Annotated in this window: 16 protein-coding genes; 3 read left to right on the top strand and 13 right to left on the bottom strand. The window is 70.6% G+C overall.

What is annotated here, in order from left to right; translation table 11 throughout:
* Window positions 1–355: 355 nt before the first annotated feature.
* The 3 genes from ACFYY8_RS18530 to ACFYY8_RS18520 all read right to left on the bottom strand — a co-directional run bounded on the left by ACFYY8_RS18530 (window position 356) and on the right by ACFYY8_RS18520 (window position 5530).
* Window positions 356–3040, bottom strand: coding sequence for a PQQ-binding-like beta-propeller repeat protein (locus ACFYY8_RS18530; protein WP_390042267.1), 2685 nt, complete (start codon window positions 3038–3040; stop codon window positions 356–358).
* Window positions 3034–3747 carry a hypothetical protein gene (locus ACFYY8_RS18525; RefSeq protein WP_390042264.1) on the bottom strand — a complete coding sequence of 238 codons (714 nt, stop codon included), beginning with the start codon at window positions 3745–3747 and terminating at the stop codon, window positions 3034–3036. The genes ACFYY8_RS18530 and ACFYY8_RS18525 overlap by 7 nt, the downstream gene beginning before the upstream one ends.
* A 655-nt stretch (window positions 3748–4402) precedes the next feature.
* The gene (locus tag ACFYY8_RS18520) at window positions 4403–5530 is read right to left on the bottom strand and encodes a helix-turn-helix domain-containing protein (RefSeq protein ID WP_390042261.1); all 1128 of its coding nucleotides are present in this window, start codon (window positions 5528–5530) and stop codon (window positions 4403–4405) included.
* A gap of 261 nt (window positions 5531–5791) precedes the next feature.
* Here ACFYY8_RS18520 and ACFYY8_RS18515 point away from each other — a divergent pair, with 261 nt between their 5' ends.
* On the top strand, window positions 5792–9466 hold the full coding sequence (locus tag ACFYY8_RS18515; RefSeq protein ID WP_390042259.1) for a hypothetical protein: 3675 nt from the start codon (window positions 5792–5794) through the stop codon (window positions 9464–9466).
* A gap of 19 nt (window positions 9467–9485) precedes the next feature.
* Here the strand turns inward: ACFYY8_RS18515 and ACFYY8_RS18510 are convergent, their stop codons facing one another.
* From ACFYY8_RS18510 to ACFYY8_RS18500, 3 genes are all read right to left on the bottom strand, one after another.
* The gene (locus ACFYY8_RS18510) at window positions 9486–10223 is read right to left on the bottom strand and encodes a VOC family protein (RefSeq protein WP_390042257.1); all 738 of its coding nucleotides are present in this window, start codon (window positions 10221–10223) and stop codon (window positions 9486–9488) included.
* 26 nt (window positions 10224–10249) lie between these two features.
* Window positions 10250–11362, bottom strand: a complete 1113-nt coding sequence (locus ACFYY8_RS18505) for an ABC transporter substrate-binding protein (RefSeq protein ID WP_390042255.1) — start codon at window positions 11360–11362, stop codon at window positions 10250–10252.
* A gap of 107 nt (window positions 11363–11469) precedes the next feature.
* A complete protein-coding gene (locus ACFYY8_RS18500; protein ID WP_390042253.1) occupies window positions 11470–12321 on the bottom strand; it encodes an NAD(P)H-binding protein in 852 nt (283 codons plus the stop codon).
* 125 nt (window positions 12322–12446) lie between these two features.
* On the opposite strand from ACFYY8_RS18500, the gene ACFYY8_RS18495 reads away from it, so the two are divergent.
* Both ACFYY8_RS18495 and ACFYY8_RS18490 read left to right on the top strand, forming a co-directional pair.
* Window positions 12447–12902: a MarR family winged helix-turn-helix transcriptional regulator gene (locus ACFYY8_RS18495; RefSeq protein WP_390042251.1), complete on the top strand. Its 456-nt coding sequence runs from the start codon at window positions 12447–12449 to the stop codon at window positions 12900–12902.
* Between the two features lie 161 nt (window positions 12903–13063).
* Window positions 13064–13738, top strand: coding sequence for a GAP family protein (locus ACFYY8_RS18490; protein ID WP_390042249.1), 675 nt, complete (start codon window positions 13064–13066; stop codon window positions 13736–13738).
* Window positions 13739–13751: 13 nt separating this feature from the next.
* Here ACFYY8_RS18490 and ACFYY8_RS18485 read toward each other — a convergent pair whose 3' ends face one another.
* From ACFYY8_RS18485 to ACFYY8_RS18455, 7 genes are all read right to left on the bottom strand, one after another.
* Window positions 13752–14426 (bottom strand): class I SAM-dependent methyltransferase, encoded by a 675-nt coding sequence (locus ACFYY8_RS18485; protein ID WP_390042247.1) that lies wholly within the window; start codon window positions 14424–14426, stop codon window positions 13752–13754.
* Between the two features lie 28 nt (window positions 14427–14454).
* A complete protein-coding gene (locus tag ACFYY8_RS18480; RefSeq protein ID WP_390042245.1) occupies window positions 14455–15750 on the bottom strand; it encodes an MFS transporter in 1296 nt (431 codons plus the stop codon).
* Window positions 15751–15805: 55 nt separating this feature from the next.
* Complete coding sequence (locus tag ACFYY8_RS18475; RefSeq protein ID WP_390042243.1) at window positions 15806–17107, bottom strand: aspartate aminotransferase family protein; 1302 nt, start codon at window positions 17105–17107, stop codon at window positions 15806–15808.
* On the bottom strand, window positions 17104–18180 hold the full coding sequence (locus ACFYY8_RS18470; RefSeq protein ID WP_390042432.1) for a methyltransferase: 1077 nt from the start codon (window positions 18178–18180) through the stop codon (window positions 17104–17106). The genes ACFYY8_RS18475 and ACFYY8_RS18470 overlap by 4 nt, the downstream gene beginning before the upstream one ends.
* Window positions 18181–18190: 10 nt before the next feature.
* Window positions 18191–19438, bottom strand: a complete 1248-nt coding sequence (locus ACFYY8_RS18465; RefSeq protein WP_390042241.1) for a cytochrome P450 — start codon at window positions 19436–19438, stop codon at window positions 18191–18193.
* Window positions 19439–19687: 249 nt separating this feature from the next.
* Complete coding sequence (locus tag ACFYY8_RS18460) at window positions 19688–20659, bottom strand: amidohydrolase family protein (RefSeq protein ID WP_390042239.1); 972 nt, start codon at window positions 20657–20659, stop codon at window positions 19688–19690.
* Window positions 20656–21627: an amidohydrolase family protein gene (locus tag ACFYY8_RS18455; RefSeq protein WP_390042237.1), complete on the bottom strand. Its 972-nt coding sequence runs from the start codon at window positions 21625–21627 to the stop codon at window positions 20656–20658. Before ACFYY8_RS18455 ends, ACFYY8_RS18460 begins: the two co-directional genes overlap by 4 nt.
* Between the last annotated feature and the right edge of the window lie 70 nt (window positions 21628–21697).

The raw sequence follows: 21697 nt of genomic DNA, 5'->3' as shown, positions 1-21697 counted from the left end.
TCAGGAGTCAGAACCTTGGGCGACCATGGTTGGCACACCCCGGCGCTGATCACTCCAAGCTGACGCATGGGTTCCGCAGAGGCAACAGCGAGACGTTGCGCGATGGGCGTACAGGCCGTAGCCCGTGTTCAGCGTCCGTCGGTGACCGTGATCGCAAAGTAGGCCCGGCGCTCGGGTTCGTGGCACCAGACGCAAAGTAGCCGTGAGAAACCGGGAGCCCCTGGACGGGTTGACATAGAACCGTTAGCGAGCAACGCGACCTGCGGAAACGTGCTCGCTACCGTTATCGGGAAAGCAAGCGCCGGACTCATGCCCGGACACCCGGACTGAAACCCGGAGGTAGCCGCCACAGCCGTCACCTGCTATGGCCTGCGGCAACGCCCTCCTTTGCCCCTGGTGACGCCAACCCGAGCTCTGGGCCGTCAAGCTCGGCTGGGTTCGGCCCGGGAGTTCCGTCCGTGGCGCGCAGCGCGTACAGATTGCCGTTCGAGCTGCCGACGTAGACGAGGTCGTCGGCCACAACCGGCAGGGTCTGGAACCTGCCACCGGTCTGGAAGCGCCAGCGGGGCGCGCCGGTGGCCGCGTCCAGCGCGTGCAGCGTGCCGCCCTCGTCTTGGGCGAAGACGGTGTCCTCGTGGACCGACACCCTGGCGGTGAGCGGCCTGCTCCACCGTTCTTCCCCGGAGGCGGGGTCGAGCGCGTGCAGGTCCTGGCCGCCGACGTAGACCGTCCCTCGTGACTCAACCACGTTCCAGAAGCCGCTGTCGCCCGCGGTGGTGAGCCGCCAGCGCTCCTGGCCGGAGGTGGTGTCCAACGCGTATGTGCGTCCGGCGAGGTCGCCGAGGTACACGGTGTCGCCGATCACGATGGGGTCGTACCGGACGATGTCGCCGAAGCGGGCGCGCCACCGCGGCTTCCCGGTGGCGGGGTCGAGCGCGATCATCTTCGTGCCGGTGACCGCGAAGACGGCCTCTCCGGTCGCGGTGAGGTAACCGGCGGGGGTGACGTTGGCGGCGCCCAGACGGGAGCGCCAGCGAAGGGCGCCCGTCTTGGCGTCAAGGGCGGACAGCAGGCCTTGCTTGCCGCCCACGTGACCTTTCTGGCTGATCACGTAGACGGTGCCGGCGGCCACGGCCACGTTGCCCAGGGCGCCGGGGACGCGGAAGCGCCACCGCTGCCTGCCGGTGGCGGCGTCCAGCGCGATGACGTGGGTGAAGCCGACACCCGAGTACACGCCGTCGGCCTTGATGACGATGTCTCTGGCGTCGAAGCGGCGGTTCCACCGCATCCGGCCGGTGGCGGCGTCGAGGGCCGCCACCCCGTCGCTCCTGGCGCCGTAGAGCACGCCGCCCACCAGCATGGGCACGGCGGGCCAGGAGGACTTCCACCGCGCCCGGCCGGTGACGGCGTCCAGGGCGTACAGCCCGTCGTCGGCGCCGGCGTACACCACACCGCCGTGCACCACTGGGTCGGCGCGGACTCCCGCGTCGGCGAGGCGGGTCCAGCCGCCTGTCCGCGCAGGAGGACGGACGTGCTCCCCCGGCCGGTAGCGGGCCATCAGATTGTCGCGCACCCGGACCGCGGCCAGGCGCTGGAGCAGCCGGGACGGCGACGTCAGATGGACGATGACCGGCCCCACGTTGACGAGCGTCGCGCCGAACGTCCCGCCGGGGCCGTGGGCGGTGTAGGAGAAGACGCCCTCGCCCTCGGTCGTTGGGTCGTAGTCGAAGCTCTCGTGCCTTTTGATCTGCTCGGCCGCGGCGGCGAACAGGGCGCCTGCGTCCGGGGACACCCAGCTCACGGAGAGCGAGACGACGCCGCGGTCGTCGTCGGGCGACACCCAGTCGCAGGTCACGGGCTTGGGCGGGGTCAGGGGGCCCAGCGACTTGCGTCCGGGCAGAGGGCGGGCGCCGGGGGCGAGGTCGTGGGGGCCGAGCAGGGAGCACGCGTCCGGCCAGTCGCCCGGCGCGACGCCGCCGAGCGCGACGGGCCCGGCGGGCCGTCCGTAGACCGGGCGGAACGCGGTGAGCCGGCTGCCGCTCTGGACGAAGGCCAGCCCCGAGGCCGCCCCCACGAAATCGAAGACGTGGGGAAGCGGCCGGTCCAGGGGGAACGCACCCAGGCGGGCGGTGTCCCCGTCGCGCGAGATGAGGAAGCCGGGCAGCGGCCACGCGGCGTTCCAGTCGAACCCGGGGCGGTCCGGGGCGTCGGGATGGTGGCCGACCTCCAGCGGCGGGCTCCAGCCGTCGTCGTCGGCGGGCAGGTGAGAGACGGGCAGCGGCGTGCCGTCCTCGGCGAAGGGGAATCGCTCGTCGTACGCCTTCACGATGACGTAGCCGTCCGGCGCCCGCTCGTACCCGAGCCGCGCGCCGTCGTCCGCGGCGGGGGTCCGGGTGGTGATGGAACGCGTCCAGTTCTTCCGCAGCGTGCGCGGGTCGTAGGAGGCGAGTTGGACGCGGCCGTGCTCGCAGCGGGTCAGGAGCATCACGGACCGGGATGTGCCAGAGGTCACCATGTCGCAGCCCGGCATGTCGTCGGCGCGCGCCTGGACTCCCCCGGTCCGCGCGTCGAGCGAGAGCAGCCCGCCTCCCCACCGGTAGACGACGACGGCGCGCCCGGCCGCCTGGACCTTCCGGTAGCCGCTCTCCGACGCAGGAGCCTCGTACTGCCACAAGGGCCTGCCGGAGGCGAGGTCATAGGCGTGCAGAACCCAGTGCCAGGCGGTCGCCTGATTGTCCAGTCCGGTGACGAAGAGGATCCCGTTCGCGGCCGAGACGCCGTCCGGGGAGGCGACGGCGGTGGGGAGGGTGCGCCGGACCGCGCCGGTGCCGGCGTCGCGCACGACCACCGCCCCCTCCTTCGTCACCGTCAGCAGGTTCTCACCGGTCAGGAAGGAGAGCGAGGCCTTCTCCCCGACGGGGACCGACCAGGCTTCCCGCCAGCCGACGAGTTCCGGCGCGGGCCGCCCGTCGTCGGCGACCGCGAGCGCGGCGGTCACCGCCAGCGCCGCCAGGGTCCTGAGCGCGCGGGTGGTCAGCACGGCCGGGGTCTCCCGCAGGAGACCGGCTGCCAGCCGCCCTGCGGCGCCTGCCGGTAGTAGGACCGGTAGCGGGCGGCCTCGCCGGTCAGCCGGAACGCCCCCCCGTCCGGCCCTTTGACCACGAGCTGTTCCGTACGGCCGTCCGCGAGCGCCGTGACCAGGAGGTCGAACTCGTAGTACGCCTTCTTGCCGGTGAAGCTCAGACTGAGCGTGACCGGCTCGTCCCGTTTCAGATCGATCTGCTTCTTCCGGAAGTATGAAACGTCCCCGTCTGCCGTGAACCGGGGAACGGGACGGTCGAGGTTGGCGGCCATCCCGACGGTGCCCGCTTCGCCGCCGGCGGTGATGGCGATCAGGCGGGCGCCCTCCGAAACCGGCATGCGGGCGAGGACCCTCGGTTCGATGTCCACGATGCGCAGGCTGCTGCGGTTGCCGGTCAACACGACGGTGACGTCCATGCTGCCGATCAGGGCCATCCGATGGCGTGCCAGCACCGCTTCACGCCGTTCGTCCGCGTGGGCGGCCAGCAGGACCGCCCGGTCCTCGGGATCGGTCACCGGTTCGCGCAGGACGGTGTCGCGCTCGGAGTAGTCGACGGCCACGTAGCCGACGGTGATCGCTGCGGCGCCGCGTACCCGCTCGACCGTGTCGGAGCCGTGCGCGTTGTACCACTCGGTGAACACGACGCCGAATGCGGCCAGAATCACGGCGCTGACGATTCCCGTCAGCCACGTGATCAGCCCTTTCGACCGGCCGGGCTCGGACGCCTCGGCTTCCTCCTGCTGCCGGGCCTCGACGTCGCGACTGACGGACGTGTTCTTTTTCCGGCGCGCTCTGCCCATTGGGACGCGTTCCTCCATGACCGATAGTCAAGATCAGCGTAGGCACAAGCTTGAGCGCGACGGAGCGCTTTCCGGATATTCACCACCGTTGGCGAGCGTGTCCAATGTGTACCGCAGAGGAATAAAGGACGCCGACCGACGAGGAATGGGACGAGTTTCTCGGCCGTTGCGGGAGGGCCTACGGAACCGGGTGCCAGCACGAACGCGCATGCGTTCGCTGCCCGCTCCCACGAGTCGACCCAGACGAGCGGCCACGGCTGGAGGGGATCCGCGACGACCTCATCGCCCGCACAGCCGCCGGCTGGACGCCCTGACATGCTCTTGGACCTGGCCAGCGGGAACAATTGACCCGCCGATTCCAGGGAGGAGCGGGCGGCGGGCAGACCGGCCTGCCGGTCCTCGTCGGCCCAGGACTCCCGAAACGGGGGGCCGGCCTCGGCTTGTGAGACCGCCGCGAGCGTCATACGAGCGCCCTCGCGGAGACCCGGCCGATCGCACGCGGCCATCACGTCGGTCCATGTCAGGTAACGCGGGTTCCCGGTTTCGTAGTCGCCGGGACATCGATGCCGGGTCGGCCTCCCCACGGCTTGAGCATGCCGCATGACGACCGAGAGGGCGTTTCCGGTTCCTGCTGTCCGATGAGGTGGATGCGGTGACGGTAATCGATCGGGGAGATTTCGTAGGCGGCGCGAAAAAGACGACTGAAGTGCGCGCTGTTGGCGAATCCCCAGCGGGCGGCGATGGCGTGGACGGGCCGGAGCCGCAGAGCGGGGTCGGCCAGATCGTGGCGGCAGCGTTCCAGGCGGCATGAGCGGATCCAGGCGGCCACGCTCAACCCCTGATCCTGAAAAAGCCGGTGCAGGTAGCGAACGGAGATCTGGTGCGCTGCGGCGATGCCCGTGGGGCACAGCTCCGGGTCACTCAGATACCGCTGGATGAATGCGTGGATGCGTGCCCGCAACATCTGACGGGGCGACTCGGTCTGCGGGGAGGAGCCTGCTTCGAGAACGTGAGCGCAGGTCGCGGCGACCAGGTCCAGGGTGATCATGGACAGCCGGGTGGCGTCGGCCGCGCTGCAGCCGGAGGTGTGCCGGGCCAGCTCGATGATGTGCCTGCGCAGCAGGGCGCCGACTCCGGCCGAGCAGGGCAGGCTTCGACCGGCGAGCCGTACCAGAGAGTCGGCGGGCAAGGGCATCAACGCCTTGGGGATGTACAGGATCACACTTTCGGCACCACCGGTCGCGTCGGCCAGCAGGTGGATGTGGAAGGGCCGGGTCGTGTCGTAGAACAGCAGGTCCCCCGGTCCCGCGATCACCTGCCGGCTCCCCAGATCCAGCCGCTTGGCGCCGCGCAGGGGCAGCGAGAGGCAGTACGTCCCGGGGGCGGAGCGGCGGATCAGCGTGTCGGCGAGCCAGATCTGCGACGGCGGGAACGAAAGCCACGACAGGTGCAACGCCCCGAGACCGATCCGGCGCACGACGGCGTGGGACGCCTCTTCGCGGTCGCCGCGGACGACCGTGGGAGGCCGTCCGCCGACCGTTTCCCGGCGCCGGATGAAACGGTCGGTGGATGGTTCGTGGTCACGGAAAACGGGCTCGGCGTTCACCGTGGAAGTCGTCAGTCGCCCGCTGTATTCGTCGAGGCGCAAGAAAGCCTCCAGCTCGTTCTTTGGAAGACACGTCTTTTCCTTTCTCGACCATAGGTAGCCGCCGGAGAGGTTGTTGCGCAGGTCAGGCACCGGTACGCAACAAAAAGAATCCGATCGGCGCGGGCCGCAACCATCTGACGGGCACATCCGAAACCGCGCAGCCGATCCGGGGAGGACGCGCCCCGGTTGCCGCTATTTCTCGGCCTGAGTTAATTTGACGGCTCGGTCGACCTCTCGGCGCCAAGGCGGAGGGAGTACTGGATGGGCCGGAGTGAGACTCCCCTGGATCCCACCGCGGGGGTGGTCCAACGTTTCGCCTATGAGCTCCGTAAACTGCGGCAGGAGGCGGGCGGTCCCACCTACCGGGAAATGGCCGACCGGGCGGGATATTCGGTCAGTGTGCTGTCGCGCGCGGCGGCCGGGCGGCGGCTGGCGTCCTGGCCGGTGGTGGAGGCCTACGTACGCGCCTGTGGCGGAGACGTGGCCGACTGGCGGACGCGCTGGCGGCGGGCGGCCGACGAGCACGCCTCCCCCACCGCCGGTGAGGAGGAGGGGGCCGCGCCGTACCAGGGGCTGACGCACTACGACGTCGGCGACCGTGACCGCTTCTTCGGCAGGCAACGGTTGCTGGACCAGGTGACAGGAATGCTGGAGCGGCGGCGCCTGGCCGCGGTGTTCGGCCCGTCGGGCAGCGGCAAGTCCTCGCTGCTGCGCGCCGGCCTGATCCCCGCCGCCCGGTACGGTGCCCTGGGCGAACCGGTGCCGACCGTCGTGACGCTCACTCCCGGTGCCCACCCGATGCGTGAGCACGCCGGCAGCTTCACCGCCTTCACCGGGGGTGAACTGGTGGTGGTCGACCAGTTCGAGGAACTGTTCACCCTGTGTCCGGACGCGGCCGAGCGGGCCGCGTTCGTCGACCTGCTGCTGGCGACGGCCGGACCGGGCGGTGGGCGGGTGGTCCTCGCGGTGCGGGCCGACTTCTTCGGCCGTTGCGCCGAGCATTCCGCTCTCACCGAGGCCCTGCAGGGCTCGACGGTGCTGGTCGGGCCGATGAACCGACAGGAGCTGCGGGAGGCGATCGTCAAACCGGCCGCCGCCGCCGGGCTGATCGTGGAACGCGCACTGACCGACCGGATCATCGAGGACGTGGCGGGAGAGGCCGGTGGGCTGCCGCTGATGTCGCACGCGCTGCTGGAGACCTGGCGACGCCGCCGTGGCACCCTGCTGACCCTGGAAGGCTACGAACGGGCCGGTGGGGTGCACGGGGCGATCGCCGCCACCGCCGAGCAGGTTTACACGCACCTGTCCCCCGAGCAGGCCGACCAGGCCAAGCGGGTGCTGCTGCGGCTGGTCAGCCCGGGTGAGCAGGCGGCCGACACCCGCTGCCCGGTCTCCTACGAGGACTTCGACCATGTCGCGCACCCCGAAGGGGTGCTGGAACGGCTCGCCCGAGTCCGGCTGGTGACGCTGCACGACGACCACGTCGAACTGGCCCACGAGGCGCTGATCACCTCCTGGCCGCGACTGCGCGCATGGATCGATCAGGAACGTGAGCTGCTGCGCCTGCGGCGGCGCCTGGGTGAGGCCGCCGCCCTCTGGAACGAGCACGGCCGGGACGCCGGCGTCCTGTACCGGGGAGCGCGCCTGACCGCCGCCGAACCGTTGCTGAGCCACCCCGACGACCTCACCGTCGCCGAACAGGCTTTCCTGCGCGCCTCCGTGCGGGCGGCGGAGCTGGCCGACCGCGCCACCGTCCGGCGCGGGCGGCTGGCGCGGCTGGCGGTGGCCGCGCTGGCCGTTCTGGCCGTCCTGGCCTCGGGTGCCGCCGTGTCCGCGGTCGCCGCGGCCCGCCAGGTCGACGCCCGTGGACGGGAGATCCTGGCCCAGCTCGTCGCCAAAAGGAGTGACGAACTGGCCGCGACGGATCCGGCCCTGTCAGGGCTGCTGGCCGCCGCCTCCTGGCGTTTCGCTTCCACCGCCGAGGCCCGCTACGACATGCTGACCATGCTGACCGGTTCCCTGGACGGAGTTCTGAAAAACCCCACCGGCGCCGTCACCGCCGTGGTCTTCAGCCCCGACGGCCGCCTGCTGGCCACCGCCGGTACCGACGGGAGTGTCCAGCTGTGGCAGTTCGCCTCCCATCAGCTCGTCTCCACCTTGTTCGTCGGTCCCGCCCGCTACGGCGCTGTCCTCACGATGGCCTTCAGCCCGGACGGCCGCCTGCTGGCCACCGCGGGCGTCGGGGAAGACGTGCGGCTGTGGGATGTCGCCGCCCATCGCCTGGTCGGGACCCTGCCCACCGGTCACACCACCGTCGTCACCACCATGCAGTTCAGTCCGGACGGTGCCAGGCTGAACACCGCCGACGACGAGGGGGGCGTCCAGGTGTGGGACGTCGTCGCTCGCCGCCCGGTCGCCACCTTGCCCATCGCCTCCGCTCGCGGCGCTGTCATGGTGGCTTTCGGCTCCGACGGCACCACCGTTTCCGCCAGCTACCTTGACGGGGAACGCGTACAACGCTGGGATCTGGCCACTCACCGCATGAAGGGCCCGATGTTCGACGGCGACGTCGGCATGTCCCCTCGGGTGAGGTTCAGCGCCGACGGCGCCGTCGCCGCCACCTTCGGGATGGCGAGTCCGAGTGTGCGGCTGTGGGACGCCGCCACCGGCAGCCCGGTCGGCCATCCCCTGCCGACGGGCTACACCGGCGACCTGGCACTCAGCTCGGACGGCGCCATGCTGGCCGTCGTCGACGAAGGAGGCAGACGCATCCGGCTGTGGGACGCCCGTACCCAGAGACCCGTCGGCGTTCCGTTGAGCGGTCACACCGGCCCGATCGCGAACATCGCGTTCAGTCCGAGCGGTGGAATCCTGGCCAGCGCCAGTGACGACGGCACCATCCGGTTGTGGAACACCGCGACATTCCACGAGATCAGTGGCCTTCCCGCCGGCCACACCCTCGATGTCACCGCCGTGGCCTTCAGCCCGGACAGCCGTCTGCTGGTCAGCGGTGGAACCGACAAAACCTTCCGTCTGTGGGACGTCACGACGCGCCGCCTGAGCGGCTCCCCCGTGACCGGCTCCGCCAGCGGTATCGCCACCCTGGCGTTCAGCCCCGACGGCCGTCTGCTGGCCACCTCCGGCAGCGACGCGAACGTTCACCTCTGGGACGCCGTCACCCGCCAACCGGTCGGTGCTCTCGCCCTTGGGAACTCCGAAAGCGTGGTGAACTCGGTCGCCTTCAGTCCTGACGGTCGTCTGCTGGCGGCGGGGAACTGGCGCGGCGTCATCCGGCTGTGGGACGTGGCCTCCCATCTCCCGGTAGGCGCTCCCCTCGTGAGGGGCAGCAGACCGGTGAACTCGGTCGCCTTCAGTCCTGACGGTCGTCTGCTGGCGGCGGGGAACTGGCGCGGCGTCATCCAGTTGTGGGACGTGGCCACCCATCTCCCGGTAGGTGCTCCTCTGGAGGGGCACAACGGTCCGGTGAACTCGGTCGCCTTCAGTCCCGACGGCCGTCTACTGGCCACGGGCGGGCAGGACAGGACCATCCGGCTGTGGGACATGGCCACCCGCCTCCCGGTAGGTGCTCCTCTGGAGGGGCACAACGGTCCGGTGAACTCGGTCGCCTTCAGTCCCGACGGCCGTCTACTGGCCACCGGTGGGGAGGACAGGACCATCCGGCTGTGGGACATGGCCACCCGCCGGCCGATCGGCACCCCCCTGTCCGGTCACAGTCGTGCCGTCCGCACGGTCGCCTTCAGCCCCGACGGCCGCCTGCTGGCCACCGGTGGGGAGGACAGGACCATCCGGCTGTGGAAGACGGAGTTGCCCCCGGATCCGCCCGCTGCGGTCTGCGCCGCCGTGGGGCGCTCCCTCACCCGGCAGGAATGGCAGCAATACGTTCCCGGAGAGTCCTACCAGCAGATCTGTCCTTGACGCTCCGCGAACCAAGGCCTCAGCGCGGGGTGAGGACGCAGAACTCGTTGCCCTCCGGGTCGGCGAGAACCGCCCAGGGAACGTCGCCCTGGCCGAGGTCGACGTCGACCGCGCCGAGAGTTCGCACCCTGGCCACCTCCGCCGCATGGTCGTCACCGGGGTACGGCCGGAGATCGAGATGGACGCGGTTCTTCACGGTCTTCACATCGGGCGTGCGGACGAACTCAAGGTACGGCCCGACACCCCTGGCCGAACGCAGCGTCGCATGGTCGTCGGTGACCTCGTGCAGGGTCCAGTCCATCGCCCCGTCCCAGAACCGGGCCATGGCCCGCGGATCCACGCAGTCGACCACCACCGCGGCGATCGGCCCGGTGTCCCGATAGATCGGCCGGGGCTCCAGCACGCAGAACTCGTTGCCCTCCGGATCGGCGAGAACCGTCCAGGGAACGTCGCCCTGGCCCACGTCGGCGGGCGTCGCGCCAAGGGCCCGCAGGCGCGCGACCAGGTCCGCCCGGTGGGCGGCGGAGGTGGTCGCGAGATCGACGTGCAGGCGGTTCTTCACCGTCTTGGGCTCCGGTACGGCGAGCACGTCGATGTACAGCATGGCGGGGTCGGGATAGGCGAAGCCCACGGGTTCGACGTTGGTCACGCCGGGTCCCTCGCTGGAGAGGCCCCAGCCGAGGACCTCGGCCCAGAATCCGCCGACCACGGAGTCGTTCCGGGCGTTCATCGCAATCTGTACAAGCCTCATCGCCATGCCACCGATCCTACGGAGGAGCCCGCTCAGCCCGAGTGCAGGACCCGGAAGCGGCCGGGTTCCGCCGGATCCCGGTCGACGATCTGGACCGGTGCCCAGACCCACTGCCGGACGCTGATGCCCGGCGTGCGGGAGAACCGGATCCACCCACGGGTGCCCTCGACCGCGACGTGCGGCCAGGCTTCGGCGACGCGTGCCCGGTCCGTGCCGTGGGACCGCAGCGCGTCGGCGAGGACGGCGATCGTGTCGTAGCCCTCGAAGGCCACGAAGGATGGCGTTTCGGCCAGCCGTTCGCGAAGGGCCGTCTCGACTCGCGCGCCGAGCGGGCTGAGGAATTCGGGCAGGTAGCGCAGGAAGGGGACCGCGGCGCCGTCGTCGCCCAGCAGCGTCGCCCATTCGGTGGACTCCGGTTGCCCGGCCGGAGCGCCGATCATGATTCCGCCGAGGCGCGGGTCGCGGCGGACGGACTTGACGATCGACGCCGCCGGCTCCGGGTGACCGACCAGAAGGAGAAGGGCTGTCACGCGGTCGCGGACGAGCTCGTCGCACACGGCCGCGGGGGTGAGCGCGAGCACGTCGAGTTCGATGACGGTGCCGCCACGGGGGGCGAGGTGGTCCCGCAGGACGCGGGTACCGGACGCCCAGTAGACACTCGGCTGGACCGCCACGGCGATCCGGCTGTGGCCCGCGCGGAGAAGGAAGTCCGCGTAGATCCGCCAGCCGTGGGACTGCGCGGGGGCCAGGCGCGCGACCCACTCCGTCGGCCGCTCGGTGAGCTCGTCCAGAACCGCCGACGAGCAGAGGAACGGCAGGCCGAGGGCGTCGGCCCTGGCTGCGGCGGTTCTGGCGACGACGCTGTGATACTCCCCCACCAGGGCGGTCACCCCCAGATCGGCCAGTTCGTCCACGGCCGCCGCGGCCTTCTGCGGATCGGCCGCGGTGTCCCGGACCACCAGCTCAAGTGGCCTTCCGGCGATGCCTCCGGCGTCGTTGACCTCGTGAACGGCCAGCTCAAGTCCGGCGAGCAGATGCCGGCCCGCCTCGACCCAGCCAGGCCGGGTCAGCGGGGCAAGAGCGCCGATCCGGATGGATGACTCGTCGGCCCGTTCCGCCCCAGATGACGACGATGACGTGTTCATGTGCTGGCGTCTCCTGTGCAGTGAGTCGTTGCGGTTTGTCTGGATCACGGAGTGGCAAGGCCTGATCGTACGCGGTGAGGCGCGCCCGGGTGATCAGACCACCACCGTCAGGGCCGGAACGCGTCGGCGTTGCGCGCGCACCAGTGCGCGAACGTCCGCGGTCCGCGTCCGAGCAGTCGTTCCACGGTGTCGGTGCGGAATCCGACGGTGTCGGCCCGCATGAGGGCGAACCCCTCGATGATGGCGGCGGCGAGCGCCTCGGGTGCCCCGTCGGGGAAGCGGGAGTGGACGGCCTCAGCCGGTGTGGCCGCCTCGCGGACCTCGATGTGGCGGCCGGTCGCCGAGGCGATGATCTGGACCTGCTCGGTGACGGTGAGGGCCTCGTCGCCGGTGAGGACGTGGTCCGTGCCCTGGTGGCCGTCCTCGGTGAGGACGAGGGCGGCGACGGCGGCGATGTCGGCGGGGTCGATCGGCGCGTAGCGGCCCGGGCCGACCGGGTCGAGGACGTATCCCTTCTCGCGAATGGCGGACGCCCACTCCAGGGCGTTGGTCATGAAGCCGCCGGGTCGCAGGATCGTGGCGGGTATGCCGCAGGCGCGGACGATCTCTTCGCGCTCGTGGTGCCAGCGGCCCATCGCGGGCATGGGGTCGCCCAGGACGTTGGCGGAGGACAGGTGCACGATGTGGCTCACCTCGGCGGCCTTGGCTGCGGCGACGGCGTTGGCGGTGTGACCGGTGCCGACGCCCGGCGTGAGCAGGAACAGCCTGTCGACGCCCGCGAAGGCCGGTTCCAACGTGGCCGGTTCTTCGAGGTCGCCCACGACGCGTTCGGCGCGCGCGGGGAGTGCGGCGGCGCGGGCGAGGTCCCGCACGAGGACGCGGACCTCGGCGCCCTTCTCGTCGAGCTCACGGACGAGCTCACGGCCGACATTTCCCGTGGCGCCGGTGACCAGTATCATCGGTTCTCCAAAACATGTTAGCCGTCTATCGATTTCCGCGAGAACGTTAGCCGGTAACTGATTAGCCGTCAATCGACTTGCGGGGCTGCCCGGTCAGCCGACGCTTCACATCACCGGAGGCCGCGATGCCCGAGTTCCTGGACCTGCACAGCAGGACGTCGAAGGCGCTCCGGGCCCTGGCCGAAGGAGCCATGCGGCGCCACGGGTTGCACCTCGGGCAGGACCTTCTCCTGGCGGTGCTGTGGAGACAGGACGGCCGCACGCCCGGCGAGGTGGCCGCCATGCTGAACGTCACGACGCCCACCGTCGTCAAGATGGCCACCCGGATGACCGCCGCCGGGCTGGTCACCCGGCGCCGCGACGACCGGGACAACCGCCTCGTCCGGCTCTGGCTCACGGACGCGGGCCGCGCCCTGCGGGAGCCGATCGAGGCGGAACGGCGGTCCCTGGAGGAAAAGGTCACGGCGGACCTCACCGAGACCGAACGCGAGCACCTCATGGACACTCTGGCGAAGATCCACAAGTCGGCGATCGACCTACTGGGCGACCCGGCCGACCACACCGGGCCGATCACCACCTGATCCTTCCGGATCTCCGGCCGGCCACGCCGAGGCGAGGGGCAAGTCCACGAGAACGCCAAGCATCATCCCAGGTCAAAGAGGGTAAGCCAATCGCAGCCCGGGGGGCCGGGCCGTACGCCGCTCCAATGAGACCGCGGCCACCGCCTACCGGGAGGGCGACCATGGGTGAGGCGTTCGCCGACATGCTGCCCTACACGCTGGGCCTGATCGTCTCGCCGTTCCCGGTCGTGGCCGTCATCGCGTTGCTGATCAGCTCCGACGGGCGGGCCAAGGCCCTGCTGTTCGAGGTCACCTGGCTGATCATGAGCTGGGTCGTGCTGCTGGCCCTCATCGCGCTGCTCGGCGCCACCGGCGCCATCGGCCACGAGACGCCCGCCTGGGCCGGTTGGATCAGCCTGGGCATCGGCGTTCTCCTGCTCCTGACGGCCCTCTTCGGTGCCCGCAGGGCCGTACGCCGCAAGGAGGGCAGGGATCCGAAGGTGCCCGGCTGGATCGCCGCGATGGACACCATGACCAAACCCCGGATCGCCGGTGTGGCGGCCGTGCTCATCGTGGCCAACCCGGTCAACCTCGCCTCCCTGGCCGGGGGCGCCATCGCCGCGGGCCGGATGCCGCTGCCCGTGGGGAGGCAGCTGGTCCTCGCGGCCGCGTTCGTCGTCATCGGCAGCCTCGGAGTGCTCACCCCCTACGTCACCGCGCTCAGCGAGGGCGGCCCGCAGCGGCTGCGGCGGATGCGCGGCTGGCTGATCCGGCACAACGGCGCCCTGTCCCTGCTGCTGATCCTGGTGTTCGGCGTGCTGTTCCTCGACAAGGGCCTGCGCGGCCTGCTGGCCTGACGCGTACCGCGGATCAGCTGGTCCGTGGAGTCGCGGTGAACCAGGTGCGGTCGTCGGTGAGCCACCGGCCCAGGGTCAGGTCCGCCTCGGCCAGGTCCCCGGCGAGTTCGGCTCCGTCGACGGGGTGGCGGCTGAAGGCGTGGGTCCAGGTTCGTTCGCCGACGTGGTAGTCGATGACGACGTCGACGCACGGCCCGTCCCGGTGGACCTCTCTGACCACTCGCCGGATGCCGTCGTGTTCGTGCGCGGTCGGCTGGGCCGTGTCGAACCAGTCCGGGGCGGTCCGCTGGAAGACGGCCGTGCCGTTCGGGGCGAGATGTTCACGGCAGGTCCGCAGGAAGGCGCGGCGTTGCGCCGGGTCCGTGTTGATCATGGTGCTGGCGAGCAGGACGGCGTCGAAGACACGCCCCAGGCGCACCGTCTCGATCCGGTCCCGTACGGCGGGCAGCTCCCCCAGGCGTTCCAGCATCGCCGGGGACTCGTCGACCCCCAGGACCGGGTGGCCGAGATCGGCCAGGGGCCGCAGGATCCGGCCGGTCCCGCAGCCGAGCTCCAGGATCGACGCCCCGGCGGGCAGAGCCGCGTGCACGATCTCCGCCTCCCCCATCGGCGGCAGGAGGTCGTAGAACTCAACGGCACAGCCGTCCGGGGTGATCTCCCCCGGGCCGGACCCGTGGTAGGGGCTCAAGGTCGTTCCCTTCTCGTCACGCCGCCCGTCACTCGGTGCGGGCGGCCTGCGGTGAGGCGGTCGGATCCTCGTCGGAGAGTTCCCGGACGGAGCGCATGTGACGCACCGGCGAGAACCACAGGATCACAGTGGGCACGAACAGTCCGACACCGGCGACGAGCACCGTCTCCCGGAGGCCGATCCGGCCGCCCAGCGCCCCGCCCGCCAGCGAGCCGAGCGCCAGCGCGCCCCAGGAGATCATGCGCACGGTCGCGACGACCCGTCCGAGCAGGTGGTCGGGGGTGACGGCCTGCCGCAGACTGATGATCGTGACGTTGTAGATCGGGACCGCGAACAGTACGACGAAGTTCGCCGCCGCCGCGGTGATCAGCCCGATGCCGCCCCCGTGAACGGTCGCGAGGCCGAGCACCCCCACCCCGGGCAGCGCGGTGGACACCAGCAACGACCGCCCCGTGCCGAGGAAGCGCGTGACGGGTCCCAGGCAGAACGCGCCGCACAGCGCCCCCACACTCCCCACCGAGATGATCAGGCTGACCCCACCGGGACCGGTGCCGACGTCACGGATGAGGAACAGGAAGAACACGGCCGTCAGGGCGTCGAAGAAGAAGTTCCCCACGGCGCCGGCGATCATCGCCCAGCGCAGCACCGGATGACGCAGCACCATGTCCAGGCCCTCGCGCAGCGAGGCCCGTATCGAGAGCGCCGTCCCGGACGGGGGCGGCGCCGGGCGTTCGTCCCTCTTCACGCCCAGCAGCGAAAGCGCGGACACGAGATAGCTGATCGCGTCGATGGCGACGACGACCGGCGGCCTCAGCACGCCGATCAGCAGGCCCGCGAGCCCGGGGCCCGCCACCTGGGCCAGCGATTCGGAGATCTGCAGCCTGCCGTTCGCCTCGACGAGGTGCCCGCGCCCCACGAGGCCGGGCAGGAAGGCCTGGTAGGACACGTCGAAGACGACCGTCATCATGCCGATGACGAACGCCACCACGAACAGTTGCCCGATCGACAGGATGCCGAGGCCGTACGAGACGGGGATCGAGCCCAGCAGCAGGGCCCTGACCGCGTCGGAGCCTATCAACAGCGGCCTGCGTCTCCCCCGGTCGACGAGCACGCCGATGAGCGGTGCGAACAGCAGGTACGGCAGGCGTTCGAGGAAGCCGAGGACACCGGCCTGCATCGGGGTCGCGTTCAGGATGACGACCGCGGTCAGCGGCAGCGCGACGAGGGTTATCTGCGTGCCGACCAGTGACAGTGACTGGCTCGACCACAGCAGCGCGAACGACCGGTTACGAACCACCGAGTCCGGTTTGAGACCGAGTTTCATCGTGCCGCTCCCCCATCCACTCGCTGCCCGCCTTCTCGCACATCCCGGCACCGGATCACGGGCCGAGTTCCTCCAGCGCCTCGTCGAGCGCCGTCACGATCTGGGTCACGTCGTCCGCTGAGATCACCAGCGGGGGAATGATCATGATAGCCGGGCTTATCGCGAGTGCGGAGACGAGAACCCCCCGATCCTCCATCGCCAGCCGCAGATGGCTTGAGGCCGCCTCGTGAGCGGGCTCACCGTCCGGCCCGCGCATCTCGACGGCGTACATCAGGCCGGTACCCCGGACAGCGCTCACATGCGGATGCCTTTCGGCCACCGCGGTGAGACCGGCGTACAGCTCCGCGCCCCGGTGCTTCACGTTCTCCAGTACGCCGTCGCCGGTCAGCGCGTCCACCACGGCGATGGAGGCGGCCAGCCCGAGGGGGTGACCGTCGTTCGTCGAGCCGATGAGGAACTTCTGGTCGTAGTCGAGACCGAGAATCCGTTCGTAGACCGCGTCCGACAGGACCACGGCCGACAGGGGCGCGTATCCGGCGCTCAGGCCCTTGCCGAGGGTGAGCATGTCCGGCTGGACACCGACCTGTCCGGTGCGGGTGAACTCGCCCGTGCGGCCCATCCCGGTCGTCACCTCGTCGACGATCAGGTAGATCCCGTGGTCCCGGCAGAAGGCCGCGAGCGTGTGCAGGTACTCGTCGGTGAGCACGTGACCGCCCTCACCCACCACCGGTTCCACGACGACCGCCGCCACGCGTTCCGGACCGTAGGAGGTGATGAGCCGTTCGAGGTCTCCGGCCTCACCGGGCCGCCCCGCGGTGAACGGGCCGGGGGCGTGTTCGACGTCGGGCAGCAGGGGGCCGGACTGTTCGTGCACGTACGGCATGCCGGTGAGCGCGCCTCCGGCGGCCCCGAGGCCGTGGTAGCCGCTCCACAGGCCGAACACCGCCCTGCGGGCGGGCGCGCCGTCGGCGCGGTGCAGGAAACGGGCCAGCAGCACCGCCGTCTCGACCGCCTGCGCGCCGTTGCTGCAGTATCGGATCTTGTTCATCGTGGGGGGAAGGTGCGGCACGAGGGCGTTGGCCGCCTCGACGGAGATCGCGCTGGGCCGTCCGTAGCCGATCAGGTTGGCGTAGGGAAGGGTGTCGATCTGCTTCTTGACGGCCTCGCCGACGGCCTGGTGGCCGTATCCCAGCGTGACGTTCCACAGCCCGGAGCGGGCGTCGAGGAACCAGCGTCCGCCCCGGTCGCGTACCCGCACCCCCCGCCCCTCGACCAGCATGCTTTCCGGCCTGAGCGTCCGAAGGTAGGCGCCCATCGTGGGGCTGTTCCACAGCGGGTAGTCGGCAGGATCGATCAAGGCTTCACCTCTCCGATGTCCGATTCGGCCGGGGCCGTACCTCTGACGGCCTCGATCACGCTCATTCCCGGCGGACCGGTGACGACCTTCTCGAACCGCCATCCGCCGTGTTCCAGCAGCCGCCGATACTCCGTCAGCGTGCGTTCCCTGGCCCCCTCGTACAGGACCATCATGGCGACGTCGCTCCAGCTCTGCTGGGAGGCGGGGACACCGTGTTCGGGAAGCAGGTCCTCGAACAGCAGGAGGCGGGCCCCCCTCGGCGCCCCGCTCGCGACGGCGCGGAGGATCCGGACCGCCGCGGCGTCGTCCCAGTCGTGCAGCACCCGGGCGAGCAGATACAGATCACCCGGCGGAGGCGGGACGAACAGATCGCCGGGATGGAGCGAGCATCGGCCGGACACCCCCTGGCTCTCCAGGTACGGCCCGGCCAGCGCCAGGACCTGTGGCTGGTCGACGAGGACCGCCGTCGCCCCGGGCGCCTCCTGGAGCGCCCCGGCGGTCAGGACGCCGACGCCGCCCGCGACGTCGACGATCACCCCGTTCTCCGGCCAGTCGAGCAGCGGCAGGCACGGCAGCGACAGCAACCGCGCCTGCTCCACCATCGCCCTGCCGAAGGTCGTCTGCTCCTGCGGCCGTGGGGCGAGGTACTCCCAGAAGCCCGTGCCGAGGACTCCGGGCGCCGCCGCGTGGCCCGTGGTGAGAGTCTCGGTCAGCGCGTGCGCGACGTCGGAGATCCCCAGTGTCGCGAACGTCGCCTGCAACGACATCGGGTGCGAGGCGCACAGCAGCCGTCCGCGTCCGGTGAGCGACACCTCATCCGGCACCGGGTCGAACGTGACGATCCCGTGGCCGGACAGCAGGCGCAGCACACGGCGCAGCGCGTCCTCGTCGGCACCGGCCTCGGCCGCCAGCCACGCGACCGGGCGGGTGCCGTCGGCGAGCAGATCGGGGATCCGGAGCCTGCTGATCGCGCACACGCAGTGCCACGCGACGCCGCTCTGGTAAATGTCGAAGAGCGCGCGGATGTCGGCGATCGGCTCGGCCGCCGTCTCCGCCGAAGGGGCGCCGTTCATCTGTCGCACGCTAGATCTCCTCGCCGTGCAGCTCCGGGACCATGGTGACCTCCAGCCGTTCCAGACCGTTGAGGAAGTTCGACCGCTGGCGCACGGCCTCTCCCGCGGGCTCGACGGCGGCGACGCGCCGCAGCAGGACGCGCAGCAGGCAGCGCAGTTCGATCCGCGCCAGCGCGGCGCCGACACAGTAGTGCGGCCCGCCGCCGAAGCTCATGTGCGGGTTGGGCCTGCGGTCGATCAGGAACCGCCCGGCGTCGGGGAACACCTCCTCGTCACGGTTGCACGAGGGGAACCAGACCACGACGCGGTCGCCCTCGCGGATACGGGCGGCTCCCAGCGTCGCGTCGGTCATCGCGGTGCGCATCGCGTGCATGGCCGGGGAGGTCCACCGGAGGATCTCCTCGACCGCGCTGTCGATCAGGCCGGGGTCCTCCTTCAGCCGCCGCCATACGCCGGGATGCTCGATGAACGCCAGGAGCGCGCCCGACATCGCGTGGGGGGTCGTTTCGAGGCCGCCGTTCATCAGGCCGTCGCAGTTGAGGATGACCTCCTCGTCGGACAGGGGGCGTCCGTTCACGGTCGCCTGGGCCAGCGAGGTCACCATGTCGTCGCCCGGGGTGTTCCTGCCCTCTTCGAGCCGATCGGCGAAGTAGGCGAAGACACCGGCGTGCGCCGCCGTCCGCGCCGAGGCCGCGGCGGGGCCGGGGTCGGTGTCGTCGAAGGCGACGGCGATGAAACGGGCGAGTTCGTCACGGTCGTCCGGTGGGACGCCCATCATCTCGAACAGGAGCCACGTCGGGATCGCGACGGCGAGGTCGCGGACGGCGTCGAACGCCTCGCCGCGTTCGAGGAGCGTCCGCACGAGATCGTCGATCATCCGTTCGAGCCCCGGCTGCAGTGCCGCGACCGCGCGGCCGTTGAACCACGAGGAGTGGGCGGCGCGGAGAGCCCGGTGCTCCGCGCCGTCGGACACCACGAGCATCCGGCCGGACGCGGCCTTCACCGCCGCCTCGTTCCCGCCGAGCCGCATGCCGAGCGCGGAGCCGAACCTGTCCGGGTGTTTGACCACCTGGCCGCCGAGCCGGTGCGTGGTGACCGACCAGAAGCCCCCCGCGCGTTCGGACTCGCACCAGGCGATCGGATGGGTGCGGCGGGCCTCGCGCCACACGTCGAGGTGCCGGTCGCCGACGTAGAAAAGCGGGTCCGCGATGTCGAGTCCCGCTCCCCCCGCCGTCCATGTGGGACTACGTCGGCTCATTGCCCGCGCTCTCCCCGTCCGGGCTTCGCCCGGTGCCCGTCGACCGGTCCGCCGGCCAGGCCAACGCCCACAATACGAGAGAATAAGCCCATAATCTACTCCGAATTCCTCTTTGGCCACCATTCTTGCGACACCGAAAATGCCGGAATCCGAAACGCCGGGCGACCCCGCCAAATGCCCGATGGCGCACCGCCCCCGGCACGGAAAGGCGATCCGTCGAAAGCCGGAACTCGGACTCCGTTTTTTATTTCAGGACATGTCATTGGGCCTGCTCCGAGGAGGAAGGACGCGCAGGAGATTGCGGTTGAGGATGAGCGCGTGCTCCCTGCTGGGCAGTCCGGCGAGGACCCGGGGCCCCCGGACGACCTCCTCGACCAGGCGTCCGAGCCCGCCGGAGACACGGTTGAGCGGCCAGTCGGTGCCGAAGATGATCTTGTGGTTGAGGCCGAGGCGGAACAGGTGACGCAGGTGGGCGGGCCAGCCGCCGGGTATCGCCGCACCCGCGAAACCCCCGATGTCGAGATAGACGTTCCTCCGGAAGGCCGCGAGATACGCCGCGACGTCCACATGCGTGACGCCGCCGTGCCCGAGGACGAAGTTCACCCGGGGGAAGTCCCGTACCGCCTGGTCCACCCGCAGCGGATGCGCCGACGTGAAGTCGAGACTCCCCGCGGTCGGGCCCGTGTGCACGAAGACCGGGAGCGACCGCGCCGCGCACACCTCGTAGTAGGGGTACAGCCCGGGGTCCGAGGGCGAGTAGCCGCACGGCGGATAGAGCTTGAGCCCGTCGAACCCGTACGTGTCGACCAGCCTCTCGAAGAGCTCCACCCCCTCGGGGCCCCGGCGCGGGTCCGCCCCGATGTACACCCAGAAACGGTCCGGGTGGCGGAGCCGGATCTCGTGGTGACGCCGCGCCATCTCCTCGATCGTGAGCGGCGAGGCCATCCTGAAGGTGAAGTCCGGCACGAGGAGCACGGCGCGGTCCACCCCGGAGTCGTCCATCTCCCGCACCAGCTGGTCCGCGTGATGGTCCTGGTGCTGGGCGATGTAGGCGTCGACGAGGCGGCCCCGCCGTGGGGCGACGCCCTCGGCCTCCAGACGGCGGTGCACGTTCGCCACGACGTCCTCGATGAACCTCATCGGGATGAAGTCGGTCGACGCCACATGACAGTGACCGTCGTAGACCGGCACGGGCGGCGCTCCGCCCGCCCCGGCGTTCACGCGGACCTCTCCGCGGCGGCCACCCCGCCGTCGTCGCCCACCAGCCGCCGGATGGTGCCGGCCATGATGAGCCTGCGATGCGACTGCCTGACTCCGGAGAAGACGGTCGTCCCCTCCCTGAACTCCCTGGTCAGCGAGTCGAGGGACACGCTCATCCGGAAGGAGGGCCAGCACGTCCCGAACAGGATCTTGTGGTTGACGCCCAGGTGGAAGAGCCGGTTGAGGTGCGCCTGCCAGCCGTCGGAGCTGAGGACGCCGGGGAACTGGCTGATGTCCAGGAAGACGTTCGGCCGGTGCAGGCACAGGTACGTCGACTCCTCGACGTGTGTGACGCCGCCGTGCCCGAGGATGAAGTTCACCCCGGGAAAGTCTCGCGCCGCCTCGTCGATCATCAGTGGCTGTCCGTGGACGAAGTCCAGCGGGCCCCAGCCGGGACCCGTGTGGCTGAGCACGGGGACGCCCCGGTGCGCGCACACCTCGTAGTACGGGTACAGCCGGCGGTCACTCGGGGAGTAACCGGCGGGGGGATAGAGCTTCAGCCCGGCGAAACCGTACTCGTCGAGGCACCGTTCGAAGAGCGCGATCCCGTCGGGGCCCGACCGCGGATCGACCCCCCAGAACACCCTGAACCGGCCTGGATGGCGCTGCGACACCTTGTGGTGCAGTTCGGCGAGCTCCGGAGGTGACAGGATCCCGTCCGCGACGTGGGAGAAGTCGGGGGCGACGAGGAACGCCTGGTCGACGCCCGCGGCGTCCATCTCCGCGACGAGCCGATCCCCGTCGTGATCCTGGTACAGGGCGAGCAGCCGGTCGGTGATGCGTCCCAGCTTGACCGGCTGCCCGTAGGAGACCAGCCGGTGATGGACGTTGGCCGCCTGCTCCTCAAGGAACCGGCGCGGAACCGCCAGGTCCGTGGCGAGGTTGACGTGCGCGTCGACGACGGGCCCGTCCGTAGGCTGTCCCGTCATGTGGTCTGCGCCCCAGCCGGGCGGTCCGTCGGTTCCTCGAACCTCATACTCATCTCCTCCGGCGTTCCCG

Origin of the sequence: Streptosporangium sp. NPDC001559 (assembly GCF_042893955.1) — a bacterium.
Taxonomy (GTDB): domain Bacteria; phylum Actinomycetota; class Actinomycetes; order Streptosporangiales; family Streptosporangiaceae; genus Streptosporangium.
This window is presented reverse-complemented; position numbering and strand designations above follow the sequence as displayed.